Raw genomic sequence first — 25,042 nt, forward strand, 5'->3', positions numbered from 1 at the left:
AATCTTAAACATCTTTCAGCATTTACCTTCCGCAATCAAAGCCCATCGACACATTAAATTTGTTTCATAAGTCCCGAAAATGTTAAATTGAGGCATTCTGCTGCACTTTAGGATTTTTATATGCATGCCATTATTTTGGATACAGAAACTCATACCTTAAATGGTCAACCCATCGAAATTGCATATGCACCTATTGAAGTCGAAAATGGCAAACTGACTCTAGATAAGTCCAAATTATTTGACCAACTCTATAGCGTAGATGAGCCGATCTCTTTTGCAGCTATGGCAGTACATCATATTTTAGAATCTGACCTGATAGATCGACCTCACTACAGTAGTTTTATCCTCCCAACCGATACACAATATATTATTGGCCATAATGTCGATTATGATATTCGCGCCATTGAAAAATGTGGTGTCGATACCAGTTCAATAAAAGCAATCTGCACATTAGCACTGGCACGTCGCGTTTGGCCCGATGCTGAAGCGCATAATATCTCAGCATTAATCTATATGATCAGCAAAGGCAGTGAAAAAGCCCGAGAAATGATTAAAAAAGCACATCGTGCAGATATGGACATTATTCTGACTGCCAACATTTTAATGCACATTGTTCATCAACTAAATATTAACAGTATTGAAGAACTTTATGCTGCTTCTGAAGATGCGAGAATTCCACGAAGCATTAACTTCGGCAAACATCGCGGCACCAATATTACAGACCTGCCTGCTGACTATATCCAATGGTTACTTCGCCAAGATGAGCTTGATCCCTACCTACGTAAGGCACTAGAAAATGCGAATTTAGTCACATTATAAATCTATGATTTGTAATTAAATTTTAACAATAGTGTAATTTTCACGCAGTATAGTCTGCTTAATTTATCTCATGGAATAAATTAAGACATGATTCACTATTCTAAAACACAATTAGGACATGACGCACTAAAACAACGTAGCTTGCCATTAAATGCAAGACAGCGTCGCTTGCTGGTTCTTATCGGAACTGAAGATTTTGAGTCCATGAACGAAATCTTCAAACAGCGCCTTGCCCCACCAGAACTGATTGAACAGTTAAGCGAAATGGGGCTAATTATGGCGTCAAGTATTCGGTCTTTGGCTGAGACTGAAACAACTGATCAAATTCAAACAACATCGCTTCAAACACTGCATACAGCACAGCAAAATGCTTTTACCCACGGTCTAACGCAAGAACCTCAACAGCCCATTCAATCAGTTATTACTGAACCTAGACCACAAGCTGTACGACTCAGTGAAGAACAAATCGTTCAACCTAACTCACCTATAGAAGTTGAACCTAAATTTGAAGATTTAGTCGCGTTGGATTTTGACGATGTTAAATATTTAATGGCGCAACTGCTGCAAAAATACTGCGGGCTCATGGCAAAACAACTGATTCTACGCATTCAAGGATCAGAGGATATTCGTGCGCTCAAATTATGCCAGATGCAATGGATTACTCAGCTACAGGAAACTCGCATTCCGCCCAAAGAACTGAATCGAATTTTGCATCAAATTAATTTTTCACTGCAACGGCTTAATCCAGCGTGAAATTTTAAGACTTATTTTGTTTTAGGCTATTCTGAATAGTGTTTTACTTATGAATAAATGAATTGAGAAATCATTTGATAAATCAATTAACTGACACTAAATAATCAATTGATATGCCGAATGTTAGGATTATTTGCATGGCATTTTTCTACCTAAGTCATATAGTTTTAAATCTAATTTCCAATGAAATAGAGCTATTTAGGTTCTGAAATAATGCCGTACATTTTAATTTTTCATCCAGATGATCATCCTGCACATCTTAAAAAAGTCGGCAATTGGGTCATTAGCTTCCCACCTGATTCACCTCTGGAATGTAGTTCACAATTGATTATTCGCAGTGTAATTCCACCGCAAATGGACAAACAGTGGCAACTGCAAAGTTTAGAGATTCAGCAAACTGAAGTCATTCAGCATTGGGAAATCGTCTCGATATCTTATTTTGATGGAACACATTTGAAAGAATTGAATTCTGAACAATTCAATATTGATACAAATAAAATGATAAATGGTCTGATCTTAGAATTGAAAAAATATGATGTGTACGTCAAGTTGCAATAAAAATTGAAGATTTATGATTGTTATAAGTAATGTAATAAATGCTGTTGTTAAATATAGAATCTTATAACAGCAAGAACTCGCATTTCTGCGAGTTCTTTTATGTTGGATGGCTAGTGCTGATTTTTTATTTGAACTTAACGTTGCAAATTCAATTAGCTGTCAATGATCCGTCCAACTACTTCGTAGCTCTTTGTGTTGCTAGCTACTGTAGTTTCACTATAAGTCTATGCCATAGATTTGGCAAGTCACTGTGACATTAAGCCACAAGGAACATATCAAAAACACATTGAATAATTATTAAGTAAGTGGTCTAATATTTAACCTTTATTTATTCACATTTAAACTTTGATCAAGCTCAAGGTAATTCTTTAGATTTTCACTTCATTAACCTTTATTCGCTCAAATCACCTAAAATTGATATGAATAGTTGATTAATACACGATGCTGATCCCAATCTTTACGAGTCATCCCATTAATTTTTTCTCCGAGTTGCCCATGCTTAAACTTTGAGTCGTAATTCAAATAAGAATATCGAACATCCATATTCTTCACCCAAGGAATTGCATAACTCAACGTCAGATCTAAGAAATTTTCTTCGCCTTCAATGGTACTACTTATGTTGCTTTGATGAGCTCCAAAACCATGAATATATTTAGCTTCGGTTTTTAAACCTTTGATCTTATCTTTCCAATCGTATTTAAGCCGTAATGCAATAGCTGTTTCATCGTTATTGCTAAAATCAGGTCCTATTGCAGAAGCTGTAGGAAATGGATTGGTACCATGGTCCTGAGTTAAAATATTCACTCGATCTGAATAAGTAGAAAAATTATCTTCTATCCAAAATCCATCAAATTTAGAAACCGCAAATCCTGCCTCTATGTTATGCCTTAACCAATTCAGGTCTAAGAAATATCCTCTCCCTCGGTTATCAATGTCTTGCCCTTTCACACAATCTAAATCCAATTCAGCACCACACTTAAACAAGGTACCGCCATCACGAGAAAAAAATGCGCCACCACTCATGCGCCACATATTGTCTGCAACTGGCAATTTGTATTGAAGAATTGCACCATATTTTTCTAAATAGTTTTTGCTCTTTAAATATTCCGCTGAGATATTTAAATTTTGAATCTGATATGACCCACCAATAAGACCAACATAAGAAATTCTCTCATTATTGTCCGTGACTAATTTTTCAAAAGAATCCATGCTACGTGGCTTCCATTGATCATAATAAGAGATGTATGTTTTAACTTGATCATTGAGTTTGAGCTTCGCACTCGCTCCAGAGAATGTATCGGGAACAGCACGATTCGTCGTGCTTTTCAGCAATAATGAATCCTGTAACTGGCGCCCGACTTTCATCTCACCAATATCTAAGACTTTGACTTTAAGATACAGTTGTCCCAAAGTCGCAAAATTTTGATCTAATTTTCCATTTGGTTGGACTTCTAATAATTGGGTTGTTGGTTTACCAGCGTCGAACAATTTGGTTACTGCGTACAACGACCCATCCATTCCCAGCCAGTTTTTCCAATATTTGGAGCTATAATTAAATTCAGCACCTAAAGCACTTTGTTCATAGCTGACTTCAGAAGGGTGAGTATTGTTTAAAGTTGGATGAGCCACCCCTGCATCATTCCAATAGCGAGTATTCAATTTTAATTCAAATGTTCCGAAATCAGATGTTTGTTCTGCATAACTCCATGTAGATAACAAACACCCCACCACCCCACAAAAAATATATGGATTCATTTAAAAGTCCTTTTTTTTGGCATACATGACCCTTTGCCTAACTTTTACAGTTAGGCAAAATTCACTATAGAAAATAAGAAAGTGATTTAAGGAGAGAGGTTTTCGAGCATTTGGCCTTTGGTTTCAATCGCAAACCAGAATGTTACAAGCCCACCAATCAATGCAACTACGGCCAAAACACTAAATACATATTGGATACCATAACCTGACACAACCAGCCCAACCATGAGTGGTCCAATGGCAGAGCCTGCACGTAACCAAGCTGTACTAAACCCTATACCCATTGCTCTTAATCTTGTCGGATATAATTCGGCGGCATATAAATACAAGGAAAAAGAAATGGTCTGTAAAATTGCGTAGCTTAATGTCGCCAGAACAACAACTTCTGTCGCTGTTTTAGCACCCAACATAGACAAACTCATGAGTGGAATAATGGCGAGAAAGAATGCAGCAGTATACCAAGGACGTCGCCCCACCTTATCAATCATTAATGCACAGATAATGGAAGCAATGACTCCAACAGCAGAAGTAATCCAACCGTAACCTAAGCTAGTTTGCAATGACAAACCAAAATGCTGTTTATAAAGCGATGGCAACCACGTCACCATTGCATTATTCACCATATAAACACAGAACCACATACCCCAGAGTGTGAAGGTACGTTTACGATAGATTCCACTAAAAAGTTCACGCCAATCTGTTTTTGCCATTGATTGCGGATTAATTTCCTTCACTACAGGCTCAGGTAGAATTTTTCCATTTTTTATCGCACCCTGTTCAAAAAGTGTTACAACACGGTCAGCTTCTTCAAAACGTCCTTTCGATGCTAACCACCGTGGTGATTCTTTTAAGAAAAATCGTAAGGGAATGACAAATACTGAGGGAATAAGTCCAACAATAAACATGACCTTCCAGCCATAAATAGGCATTAAGAAATAAGCTGCCATTCCCGCAAACATTAATCCCAAAGGAAATAAAACTTCGTACAATAAGAAAAATTTGCCACGTTTCTCTGCACCAATAAATTCATTGATATAGGCACTTGCAACCGGTACTTCACCGCCTGTCCCTACACCTTGAAAGAATCGAAAAATCAATAGAGATAAGCCACTCCATGCAAATAAACAGGCAATATCCATCGCCACGAAAAGTAGAATAGTAAATGAAAGAACTCTTAACCGACCCACCTTTTCAGCCAGTGATCCAAAGAAAACAGCACCAAATAATTGACCAACATATCCAGCCGCAATAATTGCGCCCACATATGCAGGGGTTAAATGCCATTCACTAATCAATTGGGGTAAAGCGAAGGCAATTGCGAGAACAGTATAGGCATCAAAAAATGTTGCTATACCGATGGTGACACGCATAAATTGCAACCGACGTGTCACAGGAATTCTTTCAAGTCTTGCAATAATTTCAGCATTTTTTTGTTGATGATGATGAATTAATTCCATATCCGCTAGATTTGTCATCTTCAATCTCCTTATCAACTACGCTCCTCGTAGTTTTTGTTATGCGCTGCAACTACCTGTCGCCAGCAATGTCGTACTTTTTAATTCTTGTTTTTGGTTCATGTCCGAACTTTGCCTCAGGCAGTGTACATGATAAAAGGGCTAACGTTTTACGTTAGCCCTGATGCTATTAGGCAACCGCCTGTTTTTCAGCCACCTTGCCAATACCAGCTAAATGCATCGCTTCATGAATTTCTTGCTCAGCACCTTCTGCTAGCGGTAACAATGGTGAACGTACAGTTGCATGATCTAAAATACCCCGCGCAACCAAGGCATGTTTGAGTGCAACTGTTCCTTCCATATGTGAACCGCGATGGTAAACATTACGTGTTACAGGTAACAACTGATCATGGATCGCACGTGCTTTTGCATAGTCTTTTGCTTTCCCTGCTTTAATCATTTCAATTAAAAGTTCAGGTGCAATATTCCCATACCCTACCAGTGCACCATCGACATCAAACATGGTGTGTAATAGGTATTCATCATGACAAGTAAGGATTTGCAGATCAGGGCGTTCGCGACGAATAATTGGAATTTCCACATCCCAACGACGCATATTACGCACACCATTTTTCATTGCAAAAACGCCTGGTTGAGCAGAGATATCTAATAAAGTATCTAAGTCATACGTTGCTTTTGTTGCATCTGGATATTGGAACAAAATCGAAGGCAAGCCACTCTCTTCATAAATTGCTTTATAGCGGTCTTGCGGTGCACCCTTTTGATAACCAAAACGCAACCAACCATGTGATGGATAAATGAGACCAGCAGCGGCGCCTGCTGCAACTGCACGCTTAGCTTCTTGTGCAGCAACTTCAGTTCCTTCTAAGGTAATGCCTGCAATTACTGGAATTTTGTTATCGACAGACTTCACAAAACTTTCGATAACTTGTTGCTGTTCTTTTTGAGAGAGGAATGTACCTTCCCCTGCATGCCCCAGAACAACCAAACCTTTAACTCCATCAATGCTACCAAGCCAAGAACCGAGTCGTTGGATTGCTGCATGGTCAACTGCACCATCACGAGTAAATGGAGTCACAGGGGCTGGTGTTAAACCGCGTAAATCAATGCTCATTTTTTGCATCCTTGTATATCATCAAATTAAAGCTATAAAATTAATATAATTCAATAATTTAATTGAATATTTAAACTTTATGATTAAAGTATAGGCTGTATGAAATTCTTCGAGAATCCGTAATTTCCTTATTTCAGCTATACTGAATTGGTATATCTCACAGGAGTGATGAAATGAATTACACGCAATGGAAATTATTCTTAGATGCAAATGATTTGGGCAGTTTAAGTAAAGTAGCTCAGTTCTATAACACGAGCCAACCGCACGTCAGTCGCCAATTACAAGAGTTAGAGGATTTCTGTGGTGGACGATTATTTCATCGTACAGGTCGTGGAGTCACCCTTACGGATTTAGGGTTATTTCTACTTCCAAAAATTCGCCATTGGGTCAAACTGACGGAACAATTACAAAATGATATTCACCATTCCAGTAAAAACTTAATGGGTAAAGTTCGAATTGGTGGTATTCCTTCTACTGCACATCCTTTACTCACGACTGTGAGTCATCGTCTTAAAGAGGAATATCCACAAATTGAACTTTCGGTACGTGAAGGACAAGGCGTGCAATTAGAAAAATGGCTGGAAGAAGGATCGGTAGATTTATCTTTACACTATCGTTTTAATGCATCATCGAAAAATGGTGATTTATATTTAGCCGAAGTTGAAACTTATTTAGTCGGTAGAAAAGAAGATCCTTTATTAAAAAATCCAAGTATCGATTTCACTCAGTTGGATGGCTTACCTTTAGTCACTTTTTGCCGACCAAGTAGCTGGGTGACTCATTTGGAAAATATTGCACGCCAAAAACAAACAACGCTCAATATTAATTTTGAAGCGGATTCAATTAGCATGCAAATGCATCTAATAGAAAGTGGAAATTATTATGGAATTTTAGGTCCTCAAGCAATAAAAAATCATGTTCAAGGTAAAAAGCTGACTGCTGTCAAAATTATCCATCCGAATATTAAGCGCTATTTATCATTATCTATGTCACCACATACCTATTTAACGCCACCATGTAGAAAAGTGATTGATATAATTAAAGATATATTAAAATCTGGTGATCTTGATTTTTCTAGTTTAAATGATGATCTATTTAGTTGATAAAAGAACCACACCATAGATCTTTTCCATATTCTGCAATCGCTGCTTTAAATTTATCTCATTTTTAATATTGTAAAGAATATTTTATAAAGGATGATCAACAGGTTTGTGCAACCAATTTCATCAAAAATATTATTTTAAAATGAATCACTTATTATCATTACTTAAGACTCTCATAAAGAAACCGTATATTTATACGGTTTCTTTATCCGTATATTTTAAGCGGCAATTTCTTTTTGATTAAGTACTGGACTGTTTCCAATTTGCCAAACATAAGGCAAAGGTGCCTGATTTACCACCCAATCTCCTATCACTTTCTGTTTGTAAATAAGTGGATTATGGGAAGAAACCACACGTGCATTGCGCCAGAATCGGTCTAGTTGCTTTTCTGTTGTACTAGCTGATGCACCTAATGCATTAAACAGTTCTGTCGTTAAATTTAGCACCAATTCCGAAATGACTACCTGCCCTTGTGAAGATGCGAGTTCAGCAGAGTCATTCGCTTGTAATTCTGTATTTTCATCATTTTGGAAATGACTCAAATACGCTTGGTCTAATGCATCAGCAGTGCTTAAAGCAATTGCTTCAGCCGCATATGCCTGTGCAGAGGCTTTGCCAATCACTTGTAAAATTTGTGCATCATTACGAACCAACTCTGCATTGCCATGACTGAAGATGCGGGTACGCTTACGCACTTCATGCGTAAAAACTTCTACCGCATTTTGTGCAATACCAGCCAAAGTCGCTAAATGTACGACTTGATAAAATGCAGTTTGATATTTAAATCTCTCTTGAAATGGCAAGATATGGTCACGAGCAATTTGTACATTATCAATTTTTAATGTTCCACTGCCCGTGGTTTTTTGGCCAAAACCATCCCAATCATCAACAATATGAATACCTTCTACCTGTGTTGAAACAGCAGCAATAACGTGCTGATTTGTTGTTTCATCGAAGGCAAATAAATCAATCCAATCTGCGAAAATAGTCCCTGTCGAATAATATTTCTGGCCATTCACAACGAGCTTTCCACTTTGGGACTCTGTCACACGAGTGACGACATCACCTATTTCCACATTGCCTATTTCCGTCCATGCATTTCCTACAAGGTCACCTTTTACAAAACGCTCAAACCATAAGGTTTGTGGCTCTGTCTTATGGGCATTTAAACGATCTTCCACAAAAGCAAAATGTCCACGCAATGCCTGAACCACATTAGAATCTGCTTTTGCCAGCTCAATTAAGAGTTGGAATAATTGTCTTTGCGATACGCCATCTCCACCAAAAGCTACAGGAACACGTACCGCGCCAAAACCTGCCTGCTTTAACCATTGGATCGGTTCATAAGGCAATATTCGGTTTTTTTCACGCTCTAGTGCACCTTCTGCGATGCGCTGAAAAATAGCACGGAATTTTCCAGCCACTTGCTCGTAATGAGCCCCTAAAGACAAGTTTTGATTATTTTGAATAGTCATAATATTTTCCTATTAACTCCATGCATGACGTGGTGGAGGAACATCATTCAAATAATAATTCCCAACAATATTCAGTTTCCAACGGACGGGATCATGCAAAGTATGTGTACGCGCATTACGCCAATGACGGTCTAAATTCAGTTCCGATAGTGTTGAACGTGTACCCGAAAGTTCAAATAGCTTATTGGCTGCCAATAAGGCAATCTCTGTGGTCAGCACTTTAGATTCTGCTGTAATTAAAGTTGCTTCAGACACAGTTTCTTCTGTTGGATTCGACAACGCGCGATCAATTGCTTCACCCGCTAAAGCCAAAACAGCTTCTGCTGCACGCAGTTTAATTTTTAACTCACCAATATTGGCAATGGTGTACGGATCTTGAGATGCCTGTTCTAAGCCCGAATCAATCCACGGGCGTGCATAAGCACGGACATACGCAATCGTTTCATCAATTGCACCACGTGCAATGCCAGCATCAATAGCAGATTGAATAAATTGCGAAATTGCCCCTGCTGCGGTTGGACGTTCAAAGGCTTGATGAATTGGTACAATGTATTTTAAATCGACTTGAACATTGTTTAAATGTACTGAACCACTGACTGTAGTACGCTGACCAAATCCGCTCCAATCATTTACAATCGTCAAGCCTGGCGTGTGTTGAGGCACTAATGCAGCAAACGGCTTACCCTCTTCACTTACAGCCACTACAGGTATCCAATGGGCGAGTAATGCGCCTGTGGCAAAAAATTTCTGGCCATTAATAACAGCGTGCCCATCTTTAAATTCAATTTTTGTTGTTAAGTCTGCAACAGTTTTAGAACCTTTTTCAGAAAATGCATTGCCAAAACGTTTTCCCTGCAAAACTTGAGCAAAGAAAAACTCTTGCTGCTCCAATGAAGCATCCAAACGAATATGTTCTAAAAACGCCCAATGGTTTTGTGCAATTTGCCCTAAAGATGAATCTGCACTTGAAATAATTTTGACCACTTCTGCAAGAGTTTTATAGCTGACACCCGCACCGCCAAATTGCTTAGGAATAGTAATACCCCAAAGACCCGATGCTGAATATTGTTGCACTTCTCGCAATGGCAATTGTCGTTGATAGTCACGTTGAGAGGCTTCTTTCACAAATTCTACTGCCAGCGTTTTAGCAACTTGTATGGCTTCTTCATCTGAGCGGATGATATGAGCCAGACTCTCTTGTTGATAAAAATCCCTTGGAATGTTTTGCGCGTCTTCCAATTTTATTTCAATTTTTGAAGTCATTATAAAAACTCAGTTAGATGGTTATAAAACCTAAGCTAGCACTATTTTTTTCTTATATTTATAATTTAATCCGAAAATAAAATCATTTTTTAAAATATAACCCATGATTTTATTCACATTCAAATTTATATATTTATAAGTTTTAATTTATTTTTATTTTACCTTTATCACCAAAACCTCAATAAATACCCCTCATCTTCATAAACATTATTTTTGATAAAGATTTATTTTTTTATTATGAAAGTTTCCATATTTTATTATTAACCCGAATCCTGTTTAAACCAATAGTTGCATTACTCGAATAGTTGGCTTGTTTTGATAGCATAATTGGTAAGCACATAAAGAAGCATAAATCCCAGCTAAGTATCCTTCAATGCTTCTAGCCTTACTCGTCACCAAATGATACTTCCCTTTTAACAGGCTAAATAAAGTCTCTATCTTCTTATGCTGCTTTAAGTGGCATTCATCTGATGTTGAGAGTTCAACAGATTTCATATTCTTGAACGTTTGTTGCTGCGTTTTAAAAATAGCCAATAGGTTACTTCGAATTTCTGAAAAAAGTCATCGATTATGCAAAAGAAATATGTAAAATCAAACATGATGGCTGAAAGCATAGGTTGTGTGGTAACTCCCTAATGGCTTTCAAGTTAATTTCTTATCCGCGATTCAGGTTAGTTAAATTTAAATTATAGATTTTTACACTATCATCTAGCACTTTAAAATCTAAAGTCACTCCAAAAAAAAATATTTAAAACAGAAAGCTATGATTGGATTAAATGTTTAAGCGATGAAAGGATAATTGAATCATGTCTTCTAAATTTTCTCTATCTTATTAAAATTTATAATTTTTTAGAGCAACTTAAAACATCAAAGAACAGAAAAATGGTGCGGCCAGCGGGAATCGAACCCACGACCCCAAGCTTCGGAAACTTGTACTCTATCCAACTGAGCTATGGCCGCGCGTGCACATCATAGCAAAAAAATAAAGAAGTGAAAGCAACTATATATAAATCATTCATTTTTATGATTAGAGTTTAATCAATGTTCTAAGTATGCAACGCAGTATTCCCTGTAATTTACTTGGTTTATTTATCAAGATCGCTCACAATAGTCACACTCTATATGCTGTGAGAACTTCATGACCGATGCATTACTGATCAGAGATTTGTCCAAAACTTATCGTAATGGCTTTCAAGCCCTTAAAGGAATTAATTTAACCGTACCAGAAGGTGAATTTTATGCGCTTCTTGGACCGAACGGTGCTGGCAAATCGACGACCATCGGTATCATTAGTTCTTTAACCAAAAAGACCGCGGGCACTGTCGAAATTTTTGGTCATAATCTTGATACGCACCCATCACACGCCAAGCAATGCTTAGGCGTTGTGCCGCAAGAATTTAACTTTGGTCAGTTTGAAAAAACCTTCGATATTTTGGTGACTCAAGCAGGCTATTACGGTATCCCTCGTAAAATTGCAGAGCAACGTGCCGAGCATTATTTAGAAAAATTAGGGCTTTGGGAAAAACGAAATACCCAAGGTCGTATGCTGTCAGGTGGTATGAAACGTCGCCTCATGATCGCACGCGCCATGATGCATGAACCTAAACTCCTTATTCTGGATGAACCTACAGCAGGTGTCGATATTGAGCTACGCCGCTCAATGTGGGACTTCCTGACAGAAATGAATGAAAATGGGACATCCATCATTTTAACGACACACTATTTAGAAGAAGCTGAAATGTTGTGTCGCCGCATTGCGATTATTGACCGCGGTGTGATTAAAGAAGACACCACCATGAAAGCATTCCTCAACCAATTACATGAAGAATCCTTTATTTTCGACTTGGCAGAACCAATTCAACCCCTACATCTTGATATTATTGGGGTGCGGTTCAATTTAATTGATCCAGTCACGCTTGAAGTCACCATGGACAAAGCTCATACCTTAAATCAATTATTTCAGTTACTTGAAGCACAAGGCATTCAAGTGAGTAGTATGCGAAATAAATCCAACCGCTTAGAAGAGCTGTTTGTCAGACTTGTAGAGAAAAATTTGGAAGGAGCTACACCATGAACATGACTCAAATGCGTGTTGCTCTTTTCACCTTGGTTCATAAAGAAGTTCGCCGCTTTATGCGAATTTGGCCACAAACATTATTGCCGCCAGCGATTACCATGAGTCTTTATTTTGTGATTTTTGGCAATTTAGTCGGCTCACGGATTGGTTCAATGGGTGGCTTTAGCTATATGCAGTTTATTGTGCCTGGCTTAATTATGATGGCGGTAATTACCAATAGCTATGCCAACGTTTCCTCTAGTTTCTTTAGTGCCAAATTCCAAAAAAGTATTGAAGAACTAATTATGAGTCCAGTCCCTTTACATTTAGTCCTTTGGGGTTATGTGTTGGGCGGATTATCTCGCGGGGTCTTGGTAGGTATTATTGTCACCGCCATGAGTCTCTTTTTCACTGACTTATATATTACTAACTGGTTTGTAACTATATATACAGTGATTGTGACCTCATTATTATTTTCATTGGGTGGTTTTATTAATGCTGTTTACGCCAAATCTTTTGACGATATTTCAATCATTCCAACTTTTGTACTGACCCCTTTAACTTATTTAGGCGGTGTGTTTTATGCCATCAGTGCACTTAGCCCATTTTGGCAAAATCTGTCTTTAATTAATCCTATTGTATATATGGTCAATGCTTTCCGTTTCGGAATTCTAGGTCATAGTGATGTGAACGTTTCGATTTCACTCACCGTAGTGACTTTATGTTGTGCTGTCCTTTACGGTATAGCGTATTATTTACTTTCTCGTGGCTCAGGAATGCGTGAATAATGAGTGTAGAACATTCTTTACTCGGTAAAGACACCCAATATCCATCAACATATCAACCAGATATTCTTTTTCCCATTGCTCGTGCACAAGCACGTTCAAGCTATGCCCATATTAAAGGCATTCAACAGGGCAAAGACTGGTGGCACGTGTTTGAAATTTCTTGGCTTAATGCTCAAGGTATTCCTCAAGTTGCAATTGGTCGCTTAACGCTACCTGCGTCTTCACCTAATTTAATTGAGTCCAAATCACTCAAGCTTTATTTTAATAGTCTGAACTTTACTCAATTCAATTCTGAAGCCACATTTATAGCTACTGTAGAAAAAGATTTATCTGCGGCTGCGGGCGCGACAGTAACAATTCAATTGTTCCAAGTGGATGATTTAGCCATTTATCAGCCCGAAGGTATCTGTATTGATGACTTAGTCCCTGAACGTCTGGAAAATCAACCCGATGCTTCCCTGCTCAGCTTCGATCATGAAAATACGGATCATCTGGAAATCCAACTCTATTCACATTTACTGCGCAGTAACTGCCCAGTGACAGGTCAACCCGATTGGGGTACAGTTTTTATCCGTTATCAGGGTAAAAAGCCTTGTTATCGCTCACTTTTAGCCTATATTATCTCCTACCGTCAGCATAATGGCTTTCATGAGCAATGCGTGGAACAGATCTATGCCGATATCTGGCAAAATCTACAACCTGAAAAGCTTATGGTTTATGCAGCTTATACCCGCCGAGGTGGTTTAGACATCAATCCTTGTCGGGTATCGGATTTAACATGGATGCCTCGCCCAATTCGCTTGGCGCGACAATAAAATGAATAATACTGAGGTTAAATAACAATGCCTTTTTTTGGTTTTGTCCCTTCTGAAACACTATTAAATAGTATTCAAACTGGTCAGCAAAAGAAAAACTCGAGTGAAGTACTCTACCCTTTACGTGACCAAACTGCTTTATTGATTAATGACGAAATTATTGACGCCATTTTAACGGAGTTAGTCCGTCGTTTTCCGCCAAGTGATAAACGTGATACTGCTGAGAAATTAGCAGGTTACATTAAATCCACGGTTGCGGTGCTATTGAAGCAACTTTTAAGTAAAGCTCCAAATGATGTGGTTAAACAATCTATCGAGTTTTCTGAAAAAAGCTTATTTAAAGATGCACAAGCTCAATATCGTGTTGGTGAAAGTTTAGATGCCAGCTTGGTGACTAATTTAAAGTCAAATTTTGCTGAAATTCGTTCAGGGGCTGACATTAACAAATCGGTGATGGTCGAATTGTACAAACAGTTCGCAGAAGCAACTGTACGTCATTTCATGAATGATTTTAACAAAACCCTCGATTTGGGCATGATTAAGCGTAAAGCGGCGGATATCGGCTCTGCGGCGGTCATTAAAGCGGTGCATATTGCAATTGATAAAATCTTCCCACATTTAACCAAGGAAGAACTTATAATTATGGCAGAGTATCACGATACGCTGTTCCATCATTGATAGAAAATTAAACTATCGGAAACCTAGCTTTTGCTAGGTTTTTTTATTGCTAAATATTGATATACAGCTTCAATACACAGGTATATGGTAGCAAGCGCAAAATACTGCCTAAGACTTTATTCTATTAATATCTTCCATGACTATTCCTCCACAGTCCAAATTCTTACGCCATGCACCCCGTGATGGTTTAAGTACTACTTCCCTACCATCAAAGTGGCACAAATTACACTTAGATCCGTGGTTATGCCTCTATTTATTGCTCACTGCATTATTAGGTTTAACCGTGCTCTATAGTGCTTCCGAGCAAGACTGGAATCTAGTGTCGAAACAAGCCATCAGTTTTGCGATTGGTTTTTTCACCATGTTAGCGCTTGCACAGGTTCCACCCAAGGTGTATCAATCCTTTGCTCCCTATCTTTATATATTTGCATTCTTGTCGCTAATAGGAGTGAAACTATTTGGAGAGGTCCGTTTAGGGGCACAGCGCTGGATCGACATTCCTGGACTCGGCAGTGTGCAACCCAGTGAATTTATGAAAATTGCCATGCCTTTAATGATTGCATGGTTTTTAGCTCGACGACCTTTACCCCCTAAAATCAGTCAGATTGGCATTTGTCTAATCTTTATTGGCATTCCCTTTATTTTTATTGCTGAGCAACCTGACCTCGGCACCTCTTTATTGGTTTTATCCAGTGGGATTTTTGTTTTATTTCTAAGTGGCTTGTCATGGCGCTTAATTACCGTCGCAATTGGACTTGCCGCACTCATCATCCCGATTGCTTGGCAATTTTTACTCCATGATTATCAACGACAACGTGTTCTGACGCTCATTCATCCCGAAGAAGATGCACTGGGTACAGGTTGGAATATTATTCAATCAGAAACTGCCATAGGTTCTGGTGGAGTTTTAGGTAAAGGATACCTCTTAGGCACTCAATCTCACTTACATTTTTTACCTGAAGGTCATACCGATTTTATTATTGCTGCATTTTCTGAAGAATTTGGGCTGATTGGTATTATCATATTGATTATACTGTACTTTGCAATCATTAGCCGAACGTTTCAAATTGGATTAAACAGTTTTCATAACTTTGGACGTTTAGTAGCAAGCAGTTTTGCTTTGTCATTTTTTGTATATGTCTTTGTCAATGCGGGCATGGTCAGTGGTATTTTACCGGTAGTGGGTGTGCCTTTACCTTTTATGAGTTATGGCGGTACTGCAATTATTACTCTAATGGCCACTTTTGGCGTTGTGATGTCAATTCATACACATCGATAATTTTTGGGATTTAACCTATATGACGAATTTGTCTATTTATAAAAAACTGAAGCGTTTATCTTTACTTATTGGTGCTTTTTCAATTACCAGTTTTTGCCAAGCAAATGATTTTGCCAATAATCCCCAGTACTCCAGTTTCAAACAAAAAACCATGCAAAGCTATGGTTTAACGGCTGAACAAGTCGATTGGGCAATGAATGGTGCTCAAAATCTTCCCAACATTATCAATATTATGAACCGACCAGGCGAAAGTAAGCCATGGTATGACTACAAAACCAATTTCATGTCGGAAAGCACCATTCAACGTGGTGTTCGATTCAAAAATCAATATGCAGATACCTTAAATCGAGCTGAACAGCAGTTCGGCGTTCCGCAATCGGTGATTTTGGGCATTTTAGGCGTAGAAACAGGTTTTGGTGCAAATAAAGGCAATTTCATCACTCGAGATGCCTTAGCGACGCTTGCATTTGGTTATGAACGTCGTGCTGCCTATTTCCAAGATGAGCTGTCTGCACTGATTGCATGGACTTATAAAGATGGTGTGCCAGCCAACTCTGTCGTAGGGTCTTATGCAGGTGCAATTGGCTATCCACAATTTATGCCCAGTAACATTCCTAAATATGGCGTGGACTACGATGGTAATGGACATATTGATCTAAGAAATTCAGCAGTTGATGCGATTGGTTCTATTGCCAACTATCTCGCGCAACATGGCTGGCAGCGCAATCAACCGATTGGTTTTGCGGCGCGTTACACAGGTTCGACACCTGATGCCATTATTGCCAAAAACCTTGAACAACCTACACCTTATGGCGTGTTAAAACCGCAGGGTATTTCACCCATCAATCCAGTGGTAAAAATTGATGATTTAGATATGGTTAATGTCATTCAACTTCAAGAGAGTTATGGCTCAATTTACTATATTACTTACCCGAATTTTCAAGTGATTACTACCTATAATAAGAGCCGTATGTATGCCACCGCTGTGTGGCAATTAGGCACTGAAATTGCTAGCCGTTAAGGCTAGCTTTTTACAAAAAATAAATAAGTCAATCTTTTTTTTAATCAAAAAGTGCATAAAATAGACAAATTAAATATTATGTTACAATATTGTATATTTATTAACCACAAAACAATTTAATTACCTACTTTTTGTAAAGATTTCGGTATAAAGACTAGACACCTTTACCGTGGCATGAATATTATCCATCTCGTCAAATGTAGTTGCACAAGTGAATAAATCGGCCCGTTTGCTTGTAATTCAAGGTTTTACTACTGAATTACTGCTCTGCAAACCCGCCTTTAGGAGATTTTATGCATTCTTCAATGAAATATATTCTTGCCATAACCACCACATTCGCCCTGACCCAGTCACAGGCAGAATTGGTTCAATCATCGTCGTTAAATAATGACAATGATAATTCACGTTTAGCAGCACGTGTTTTAAACAAAGATGCTCAGAGTTTTAACTCTCACTTTTCAAATCTAAATAGCCTTTCAATTACTGAGAGTTCTGGAGATAAAATTCGCCGCGAAACGATTGCTGCGAAAATTGAAATCCCAGCAAATGAGCCCTCAGTCATTGACAAGTTAAATGATGTTGCCTCAAACACTGTTCGTCAATTTAGCCAAACTGGTGTTGCCTCATGGTATGGTCGTCAGTTCCATGGTCGTAAAACCGCAAATGGTGAAACATTTGACATGAATGCATTAACAGCAGCTCATCGTAGCTTGCCACTTAACTGCTACATTCGTGTGACCAACAAAAATAACGGTAAAAGTGTGGTTGTGAAAGTCAATGACCGTGGTCCATTCCATGGCAACCGTGTGGTCGATCTTTCTTATGGTGCTGCAAAACAACTTGGTATCACCAATGCAGGAACAGCAAAAGTAAGCATTGAACGCGTTGCAGGTCCCAATTCTTAATTTCACTGATGCACAATACATTTGATAAAAAGCCACATCTAAGTGGCTTTTTTTATTTTCTAATTTAATTAATATGTTATTTTAAAAAAAAGACAAAAAATCGACGACCTGTCGGGGGAAACGATCTAATGACAAAATCAATCCAATATTTAACAACTTCGCATTTGAAAGTTTTTGCTCTAATGAGTACGGTTTTATTGTCTGCGTGTAGCTACTCCATCTCAGAACATATTCATCGCGGTCAAAAAATAGACCCCAGACAAGATTCTACCTTTATTCTGCATGGCGGCCCTATTCTCACCATGCAAGGCGATACCCCGACATATGTCGAAGCGATGTTAGTTGAAAACGGGATGATCAAATTTACTGGCTCTCTTGCTGATGCAAAACGACTCAATTTGCGTGCACAGCGTTTTAACTTAAAAAACCATACTGTGATTCCCGGACTGATCGATGCACATAGCCATGCCAATAGTGTTGGCTTACAACAAAGCGTTGCTAATCTTTATGCCCCACCAGATGGCAAAGTCACAGATATTCCCTCTCTGATTCAAGCAATGCAAACATGGAAAAATAATAATCCCGCTTTCATTCAACAAGCTTCGGGGTGGATTATTGGCAACGGATATGATGATGCCCAATTAACTGAAAAGCGCCACCCTACCGCGACTGAACTAGATAAAATCTCAACAGACCAACCTATCATAATTTTACATCAATCTGGTCATTTGGCGACGGTCAATACAAAAGCCCTCAAACTACTCAAAATTGACGCCCAAACACCAAACCCAACTGGTGGGGTCATCCGTCGTAAAGCAAATTCAAAAGAACCCAATGGCGTACTTGAGGAAAGTGTGGTTTTTAAAGCCATGATTCAAATTTTCCAGCATATGCCACCTGAAACCATGGAAAAAATGGCACTCACTGCGGTGCAGACCTATGTCAAAAATGGATACACCACCATTCAAGAAGGTCGAGCAGATGCAGGGACTTCAGAAATGTGGCGAGATTTAGCGAAAAATGGCAAATTGCCAGTAGATTTGGTGGTCTATCCAGATATCAGTACCGAAAAAAACTATATGCTGCAACATGGCACCAATCGAGAATATAAACACCATTATAGAATTGGGGGCGTCAAAATTAGTCTGGATGGATCTCCACAAGGTAAAACTGCTTGGCTCACCAAACCCTATCTAGTCCCACCTGAAGGCCAAAAAAAATCTTATCGGGGTTATGCAGCCTTCCCACAACAAAGTACGGTACAAAATCTGATTGATTTAGCCTTCCAAAATAATTGGCAAATTTTAGCGCATGCCAATGGCGATGCCGCAATTGATCAATATTTAAATACCATTGAAAAAGCCACAGCTAAATTTCCAATCCTAGATCGACGCAATGTAATTATTCATGCACAAACCATGCGGGAAGATCAACTGGATAAAGCCAAAGAACTGAAGCTGATACCCTCTTTCTTTTCTCTGCATACTTATTACTGGGGAGACTGGCATATTCATGAGACTTTAGGTCTACAACGCGCCCAAAATATTTCCCCGACTGGCTCAGCCTTAAGAAAAGGGATTTTATTTACCGAACATCATGATGCACCCGTCATTCCTCCCAATAGCATGATGACCTTGGACACCACTGTAAACCGAGTAACGCGTAGCGGTAAAATTTTAGGTACCGATCAACGTGTAAGTCCCTATCTTGCGCTCAAGAGCATGACCAGTTGGGCCGCCTATCAATATTTTGAAGAAGACAGCAAAGGCTCACTGGCTCCAGGGAAATTAGCTGATTTTGTGATTCTAGATCAGAACCCCATGACTGTTCCTACTGATCAAATTAAAAATATTAAAGTGCTTGCCACTTTCAAAGAAGGTAAAGAAGTTTTTCATACAGGAAACTAAATCTGTGAAAGCCAACATAACGCAGTTCAAACGACTTGAGCTGCGTTACTGAATGACAAAACAAATGATAGAAATGGACTAAAATTTAATTTCAAATTTTGATCTCATTTATTTTCTATTTTATAGTTTCTTCGAAACAAGGACATAAAAAGTACAATAAACAATTACAAGAGCAACGCATGAAAACGATAAACGAATGGTTCGATGAATACAGTGAAAGCCACCAAAATAAAACCAATAAAATGATTCACTGGCTTTGCGTACCAACAATCCTATTTTCAATTATTGGTATTTTGGCGCATTTTAGTGTACTGCTTACTGCTCTCATTATAACCCTCACTCTTATTTTTTATAGTCGACTTGATCTTGTTTTAGCTGTAGCAATGGCAGCCCTGATTTTTGTAATGGCATGGCTGGTTTTAATTTTACCTGTTGGGGTCGGTTTTTATATTGCTTTGTTCATTTTTGCTTGGATTGGGCAGTTTTATGGACATAAAATTGAAGGAAAGAAACCTTCTTTCTTCAAAGACCTCCAATTTCTCCTCATTGACCCAATTTGGTGTATGGATGCATATCTAAATAAACTGGTGCCCAAATTAAAAACCCGCGTTAGAGCGCAAATGAACGCCATTTAGCGCACAAGTACAATTTCCACAGTGGAATTGGATCTTCCCAATGTTTTCCACCGTGAACTCGATTAAAACACCCAAGCTTCTAATGCATAAAAAAACAGCAGACTCAACACCAAACTGATTAAAATTTTTCTTAAAAAGAAGCATACAAGAACGCAAAATATCGTGGCATAAAAATAACTATTGCCCTGCAACGATCTCCATTCACCTTGATCAAAAAAAATAATCGGCATACAAATTGCGCTTAATAAACAGGGTGCTGAATATTTCAACATTCGCTCGAAAAACATCGGAAATTGAATAGCAACTTTAGGTTCTAAAAATAGATAACGATTAAAAAACACAATTGCAGCCAACAAAAAAATAAATGCCCAACTCATGTTTTTTTCTCCCAACGTTCTAGACACACCGCAACAAACATTCCCAACATGCCAGAGATTAAAATTGATGCTTCTATATGCAACACGGTTAAACACAGCGAGCTTAGAATTGTGGTGATGACCCCAATCAAACTCATCCAATTTTTAATAAAGGGAACAATAATCGCCACCAAAACAGCGACAATAGAAAAATCTAAATGCAAGTTCGACAAATTAGGAACTGTCGAAGCCAAATAAATTCCCAATAGGCTAAATAGTATCCACGCGAGATAAAAACATAAGCCTGCTCCCAATAAATAATATGGACGACGCAGTTGCTTAGTCATGGCGACTGCAAATAATTCATCCGTCAATAAGAATCCCAAAGGAATTCGGTAATAACTCGCCAAAATAGAGATATCTTTACGCAAAGTTAAGGCATAAATAAAATGCTGACTGGTTAAAAAAAATACTGTAATTGCAATTGTAAGTGCTGTTGCATCCGCAGACCACATTCCCAAACTTACTAGTTGTGCCGCACCCGCAAACACAACCGCTGACATCGCCACCGCTTGTGGAATACTCAACCCCGCATCAATGGCAACTGAACCCGCCAAAATACCCCATGGCAGTACCGCAATCGATAAAGGGAAAATATCTAAAGCACCTTGGATAAAATCTTGAGATTTATGATTACTTGCAGCAATCAATTGCTGAGGAGAAAAATCCATAAAGACATCTACCGAATGAACACACCTATAAAATAGGCGTTTTGCAGCAGGATGATCTTGTACAAAATTGCTTAATTATTCTGGAATTATAAAAACTCAAATACGTGGCAAATGTTCTCAATTAAAACAATAAATATAAGTGACTTAAAGTATATCTTTCAGATCAGAGCAGTTTTTCTCTAACGTAGACTCATCACGTATTGCAAAGGTGTCACACCCACCGATTTTTTAAAATGCCGATTAAAATGACTCTGATCTGAAAAGCCACATAAATCTGCCACCAAAGCAATATTTTCACCACGTTTTAAAAGCTGCTTCGCTTGATGCAAACGAAACTGAATAAGCCATGCATGTGGTGGAAGACCCGTATATTTTTTAAATTGCCGTAAAAAATGCCAAGGACTTAAGCCCGCTGTTTCAGCCAAATCATTCAGTGAATACTCTTTTTCAGGTGCACTCGCCAATAAATCTTTAATCATCAATATACGATTTTGCGCTTCAGGTAATGGCAACTCACCCAGCTTAGTGCAGCTGTGATGTGACATTAAATAAGCCAGCGTAGATAGATATAAAGTTTGTTTAAACAATTGATTATCTTTATTTTCTAACAGGTCGAATAACAAGCTAAGTTGTTGCGCCAAGCCTTCATCATGAATCACGGCATGTGGAAACCACGGCATGGTTCCTGAAGGTTGGAAAAGGTCTTGACTCACATCTCTTAACATTTCAGGTGTCGGATAAATGGCGCGATAACGCCATCCTGTTTCCACTGCAGATGAACCCGTATGCACTTCATCTGCATTCACCAAAATAATATGTCCTTTAGGTGCAATATGCAGTGCACCTGTGCGATAAAATGATTGTGCGCCCTCTTCTATCACCCCGATGCAATAGCCTTCATGCACATGTTTAGAGAATTGCTTTTGTATATACGAAGCATTCAGTAACTCTAAGCCACCCAATTCTTGGACATGCTTAAATTTTACAAACTCATGCTTCACTTTACTCATACAATTAATTCTTCATTCATGCCAGTCAAACCTATTGCACATGCAAAATAGCATGTCTATTTTTGCTGTATAGAACAAAATTGCTCTCTCATTCTTTATTGATAAATTCTTCCCTGATGTTTTAACCAACCATCAATGTGCTGACGCTCTGGATCATGATGCGTCCAATGTATTACCCCACCCTTTGGGTTGTATTCATATTCACCATAAAACTCAACCGTATCGGCTTTTTGCAGATTTTCTATTCTGGGTGCTAAATCAATATTATGCGCGACCAATACAGTCAAGCCATTCTGCAACGACAATATAAATTTCTGGTGTCTTGATCCTTCATGGTCATCCGCAAGAATCGCTTTTACCACGCCACTTGCACGGACTTGAATATTATTTTGTTGTTGCTGAAATGCCTGTTGTATTTTCTGATGATCATCAACTGTTGATACTGTTTCCGATGGCGTTGTGATTGGAGATTCATTTTTAGGAGGCGTATGCTGTTCTCGGTTTATTCCTAGATATGCAGCAATAAGCACCAGAATAACAACGCCTATTCTCAAATTTGTTTTATTCATCATTTTTTATCCTTTTTATTTGATATAAAAAAAGCCCCAGAAGGGGCTTTTTTTGCAAAATAAAATTATTTTGCAGCAGCTTGAGCAGCAGCAACTTCTTCAGCAAAAGAAAGTTCAGCTTTTTTCTCAATGCCTTCACCCACTTCGAAACGAACGAATTGAGCAACAGTTGTACCAGTCGCTTTTAATACGTCAGCAACTTTCTTATCGTTGTCAATTACGTACATTTGACGCTCAAGTACAACTTCGTTCAAGTATTTCTCAACTGAACCAGTTACCATTTTCTCAACAATGTTCGCTGGCTTGCCAGATTCAATCGCTTTCGCTTCAGCAATTTCTTTCTCTTTCGCGATAAGCTCAGCAGAAACGCCTTCAGCAGTTACAGCAACTGGGTTGAACGCAGCAACGTGCATTGCAACACCTTTACCAGTGTCAGCTTGACCAGTATAAGCAACTACAACACCAATTTTTAAACCGTGTTTGTAAACTGCAAGGTTTTCACCTTCAACAATTTTAGCACGACGTACTTGGATGTTTTCACCGATTTTTTGAACAAGAGCAATACGCGCTTCTTCAACAGTCGTGCCATCTTCAAGTTTAAGTTCAGCAATTTTAGCAGCATCAGTTTCGCCAGCAGCAAGTGCAGCAGCAGCAACTTTAGCAGAGAAGCCAGCAAAGTTTTCGTCTTTAGCAACGAAGTCAGTTTGGCAGTTTACTTCTAAAAGAATAGCTTTGTTGCCTTCTTGAGCGATAGTGATCGCGCCGTCAGCAGCGATGTTACCCGCTTTTTTAGCAGCTTTAGCTTGACCAGATTTACGTAGGTTATCAATCGCTAATTCGATGTCACCATTCGCTTCTGTTAATGCTTTTTTACATTCCATCATTGCTAAACCAGTACGGTCACGCAATTCTTTAACCATGCTTGCAGTAATAGCAGTCATGTGTATCTCCTAAAAATCGGTAGAAAATGAATTCTTTTTAGAACAGAAACGGCCCAGAGGGATGCTCATGGGCCGTCTGCATACATGACGCTTACTTTGCCACCATCACATGTCGCAAAAATGACAAGCTTGCGTCAAAACGCATTAAGCCTCAGGAGCTTCTTTAGCAGCTTCGTCGCCTTTTGCTTGTGCATTTGCTTGTGTTTGAGCGTACTCTTTACCAGCAAGGATCGCATCAGCCATAGCAGAAGCGTAAAGTGTTACTGCACGGATCGCATCGTCATTACCCGGGATAACGAAATCTACGTTGTCTGGGTTAGAGTTTGTATCAACGATACCGATTACAGGAATACCAAGGTTTTTAGCTTCTTTAATCGCGATTGATTCGTGGTCAACGTCGATTACGAATAATGCGTCAGGTAAACCACCCATGTTTTTAACGCCGCCTAAAGCACGTTCAAGTTTGTCCATCTCACGAGTACGTTCTAAAGCTTCACGTTTAGTAAGCTTAGCAAAAGTACCGTCTTGAGATTGAGTTTGAAGGTCTTTCAAACGGTTGATAGATTGGCGAAGTGTTTTCCAGTTCGTCAACATACCACCTAACCAACGGTGATCTACATATGGTTGACCAGCGCGTTGAGCTTGTTCACGGATGATGTTAGAAGCAGCACGTTTAGTACCAACGAACAATACTTTGTTCTTTTTGCTTGCAAGATTGTTAACAAAGTTCAAAGCATCGTTTAACGCAGGAACAGTGTGCTCAAGGTTAATGATGTGAATTTTGTTACGCGCACCAAAAATGTATTGACGCATTTTTGGGTTCCAGAAACGAGTTTGGTGACCAAAGTGCGCACCTGCTTGAAGAAGGTCGCGCATGCTTACGTTGTAATCTGCCATTTTCTTTACCTTAAAGTTTGGGTTAGGCCTCCATATATCCGCATTCTCCACCCGTTAAGGGCACCCAGAGTAATGTGTCGATATATGTGCGGATTTTTTACCTATTTCAATCAAATGACTCGTAAAGATATTCACGAAA

At 38.7% G+C, this 25,042-nt stretch carries 23 protein-coding genes, 1 tRNA gene and 2 pseudogenes; 13 read left to right on the forward strand and 13 right to left on the reverse strand.

Going from position 1 to position 25,042, the window contains the following annotated elements:
- The first annotated feature begins 120 nt into the window (after positions 1–120).
- The 3 genes from E0H82_RS05785 to E0H82_RS05795 all read left to right on the forward strand — a co-directional run bounded on the left by E0H82_RS05785 (position 121) and on the right by E0H82_RS05795 (position 2,130).
- Complete coding sequence (locus tag E0H82_RS05785) at positions 121–819, forward strand: DUF3820 family protein (protein WP_131263762.1); 699 nt, start codon at positions 121–123, stop codon at positions 817–819.
- Positions 820–906: 87 nt separating this feature from the next.
- The gene (locus E0H82_RS05790; RefSeq protein ID WP_131263763.1) at positions 907–1,572 is read left to right on the forward strand and encodes a hypothetical protein; all 666 of its coding nucleotides are present in this window, start codon (positions 907–909) and stop codon (positions 1,570–1,572) included.
- Between the two features lie 213 nt (positions 1,573–1,785).
- Entirely contained in the window at positions 1,786–2,130 is a 345-nt protein-coding gene (locus E0H82_RS05795; protein WP_131263764.1) for a hypothetical protein, read from the forward strand.
- Positions 2,131–2,538: 408 nt separating this feature from the next.
- Here E0H82_RS05795 and E0H82_RS05800 read toward each other — a convergent pair whose 3' ends face one another.
- The 3 genes from E0H82_RS05800 to E0H82_RS05810 all read right to left on the reverse strand — a co-directional run bounded on the left by E0H82_RS05800 (position 2,539) and on the right by E0H82_RS05810 (position 6,474).
- Complete coding sequence (locus tag E0H82_RS05800; protein WP_131263765.1) at positions 2,539–3,885, reverse strand: OprD family outer membrane porin; 1,347 nt, start codon at positions 3,883–3,885, stop codon at positions 2,539–2,541.
- Positions 3,886–3,971: 86 nt separating this feature from the next.
- A complete protein-coding gene (locus E0H82_RS05805; RefSeq protein WP_131263766.1) occupies positions 3,972–5,360 on the reverse strand; it encodes an MFS transporter in 1,389 nt (462 codons plus the stop codon).
- Positions 5,361–5,529: 169 nt separating this feature from the next.
- Positions 5,530–6,474, reverse strand: coding sequence for a dihydrodipicolinate synthase family protein (locus E0H82_RS05810; RefSeq protein ID WP_131263767.1), 945 nt, complete (start codon positions 6,472–6,474; stop codon positions 5,530–5,532).
- 173 nt (positions 6,475–6,647) lie between these two features.
- Here E0H82_RS05810 and E0H82_RS05815 point away from each other — a divergent pair, with 173 nt between their 5' ends.
- Entirely contained in the window at positions 6,648–7,577 is a 930-nt protein-coding gene (locus E0H82_RS05815) for a LysR family transcriptional regulator (RefSeq protein WP_131263768.1), read from the forward strand.
- A 218-nt stretch (positions 7,578–7,795) separates the two neighbouring features.
- Here E0H82_RS05815 and E0H82_RS05820 read toward each other — a convergent pair whose 3' ends face one another.
- The 4 genes and pseudogenes from E0H82_RS05820 to E0H82_RS05835 all read right to left on the reverse strand — a co-directional run bounded on the left by E0H82_RS05820 (position 7,796) and on the right by E0H82_RS05835 (position 11,275).
- Positions 7,796–9,052 carry an acyl-CoA dehydrogenase family protein gene (locus E0H82_RS05820; protein WP_131263769.1) on the reverse strand — a complete coding sequence of 419 codons (1,257 nt, stop codon included), beginning with the start codon at positions 9,050–9,052 and terminating at the stop codon, positions 7,796–7,798.
- Between the two features lie 12 nt (positions 9,053–9,064).
- Positions 9,065–10,246, reverse strand: a pseudogene (locus E0H82_RS05825) (SfnB family sulfur acquisition oxidoreductase); the annotation flags it as partial.
- A gap of 345 nt (positions 10,247–10,591) precedes the next feature.
- A pseudogene (locus tag E0H82_RS16675) lies at positions 10,592–10,816 on the reverse strand (IS982 family transposase); the annotation flags it as partial.
- Positions 10,817–11,198: 382 nt separating this feature from the next.
- A tRNA-Arg gene (locus E0H82_RS05835) sits at positions 11,199–11,275 on the reverse strand.
- 178 nt (positions 11,276–11,453) lie between these two features.
- Between E0H82_RS05835 and E0H82_RS05840 the strand changes: the two genes are divergently transcribed.
- The 9 genes from E0H82_RS05840 (at position 11,454) to E0H82_RS05880 (ending at position 20,399) form a co-directional block, all read left to right on the forward strand.
- Positions 11,454–12,389, forward strand: coding sequence for an ABC transporter ATP-binding protein (locus E0H82_RS05840; protein ID WP_131263771.1), 936 nt, complete (start codon positions 11,454–11,456; stop codon positions 12,387–12,389).
- A complete protein-coding gene (locus E0H82_RS05845) occupies positions 12,386–13,159 on the forward strand; it encodes an ABC transporter permease (protein ID WP_131263772.1) in 774 nt (257 codons plus the stop codon). Before E0H82_RS05840 ends, E0H82_RS05845 begins: the two co-directional genes overlap by 4 nt.
- Positions 13,159–13,974, forward strand: a complete 816-nt coding sequence (gene queF / locus E0H82_RS05850) for an NADPH-dependent 7-cyano-7-deazaguanine reductase QueF (RefSeq protein WP_131263773.1) — start codon at positions 13,159–13,161, stop codon at positions 13,972–13,974. Before E0H82_RS05845 ends, queF begins: the two co-directional genes overlap by 1 nt.
- Positions 13,975–14,001: 27 nt before the next feature.
- Positions 14,002–14,652: a hypothetical protein gene (locus E0H82_RS05855; RefSeq protein ID WP_131263774.1), complete on the forward strand. Its 651-nt coding sequence runs from the start codon at positions 14,002–14,004 to the stop codon at positions 14,650–14,652.
- 136 nt (positions 14,653–14,788) lie between these two features.
- Entirely contained in the window at positions 14,789–15,931 is a 1,143-nt protein-coding gene (rodA, locus tag E0H82_RS05860) for a rod shape-determining protein RodA (protein WP_131263775.1), read from the forward strand.
- Positions 15,932–15,950: 19 nt separating this feature from the next.
- Positions 15,951–16,952: a lytic murein transglycosylase B gene (gene mltB / locus E0H82_RS05865; RefSeq protein WP_131263776.1), complete on the forward strand. Its 1,002-nt coding sequence runs from the start codon at positions 15,951–15,953 to the stop codon at positions 16,950–16,952.
- 293 nt (positions 16,953–17,245) lie between these two features.
- Complete coding sequence (locus tag E0H82_RS05870) at positions 17,246–17,857, forward strand: septal ring lytic transglycosylase RlpA family protein (RefSeq protein WP_131263777.1); 612 nt, start codon at positions 17,246–17,248, stop codon at positions 17,855–17,857.
- A 128-nt stretch (positions 17,858–17,985) separates the two neighbouring features.
- Complete coding sequence (locus E0H82_RS05875; RefSeq protein ID WP_171458263.1) at positions 17,986–19,764, forward strand: amidohydrolase; 1,779 nt, start codon at positions 17,986–17,988, stop codon at positions 19,762–19,764.
- A 179-nt stretch (positions 19,765–19,943) separates the two neighbouring features.
- Positions 19,944–20,399 (forward strand): DUF962 domain-containing protein, encoded by a 456-nt coding sequence (locus E0H82_RS05880; RefSeq protein WP_131263778.1) that lies wholly within the window; start codon positions 19,944–19,946, stop codon positions 20,397–20,399.
- Between the two features lie 62 nt (positions 20,400–20,461).
- On the opposite strand, the gene E0H82_RS05885 is transcribed toward E0H82_RS05880, so the two are convergent.
- The 6 genes from E0H82_RS05885 to rpsB form a co-directional block, all read right to left on the reverse strand.
- A complete protein-coding gene (locus E0H82_RS05885) occupies positions 20,462–20,776 on the reverse strand; it encodes an AzlD domain-containing protein (RefSeq protein ID WP_131263779.1) in 315 nt (104 codons plus the stop codon).
- Positions 20,773–21,486: an AzlC family ABC transporter permease gene (locus E0H82_RS05890; protein ID WP_131263780.1), complete on the reverse strand. Its 714-nt coding sequence runs from the start codon at positions 21,484–21,486 to the stop codon at positions 20,773–20,775. Before E0H82_RS05890 ends, E0H82_RS05885 begins: the two co-directional genes overlap by 4 nt.
- 179 nt (positions 21,487–21,665) lie before the next feature.
- Positions 21,666–22,496, reverse strand: a complete 831-nt coding sequence (locus E0H82_RS05895) for a helix-turn-helix transcriptional regulator (RefSeq protein WP_131263781.1) — start codon at positions 22,494–22,496, stop codon at positions 21,666–21,668.
- Positions 22,497–22,591: 95 nt separating this feature from the next.
- Positions 22,592–23,068 carry a DUF3465 domain-containing protein gene (locus tag E0H82_RS05900; RefSeq protein ID WP_131263782.1) on the reverse strand — a complete coding sequence of 159 codons (477 nt, stop codon included), beginning with the start codon at positions 23,066–23,068 and terminating at the stop codon, positions 22,592–22,594.
- A gap of 62 nt (positions 23,069–23,130) precedes the next feature.
- Positions 23,131–24,006, reverse strand: coding sequence for a translation elongation factor Ts (tsf, locus tag E0H82_RS05905; protein ID WP_016167396.1), 876 nt, complete (start codon positions 24,004–24,006; stop codon positions 23,131–23,133).
- Positions 24,007–24,150: 144 nt separating this feature from the next.
- Complete coding sequence (rpsB, locus tag E0H82_RS05910; protein ID WP_116759304.1) at positions 24,151–24,903, reverse strand: 30S ribosomal protein S2; 753 nt, start codon at positions 24,901–24,903, stop codon at positions 24,151–24,153.
- Between the last annotated feature and the right edge of the window lie 139 nt (positions 24,904–25,042).

The organism is Acinetobacter sp. ANC 4910, assembly GCF_004331035.1.
GTDB lineage: Bacteria > Pseudomonadota > Gammaproteobacteria > Pseudomonadales > Moraxellaceae > Acinetobacter.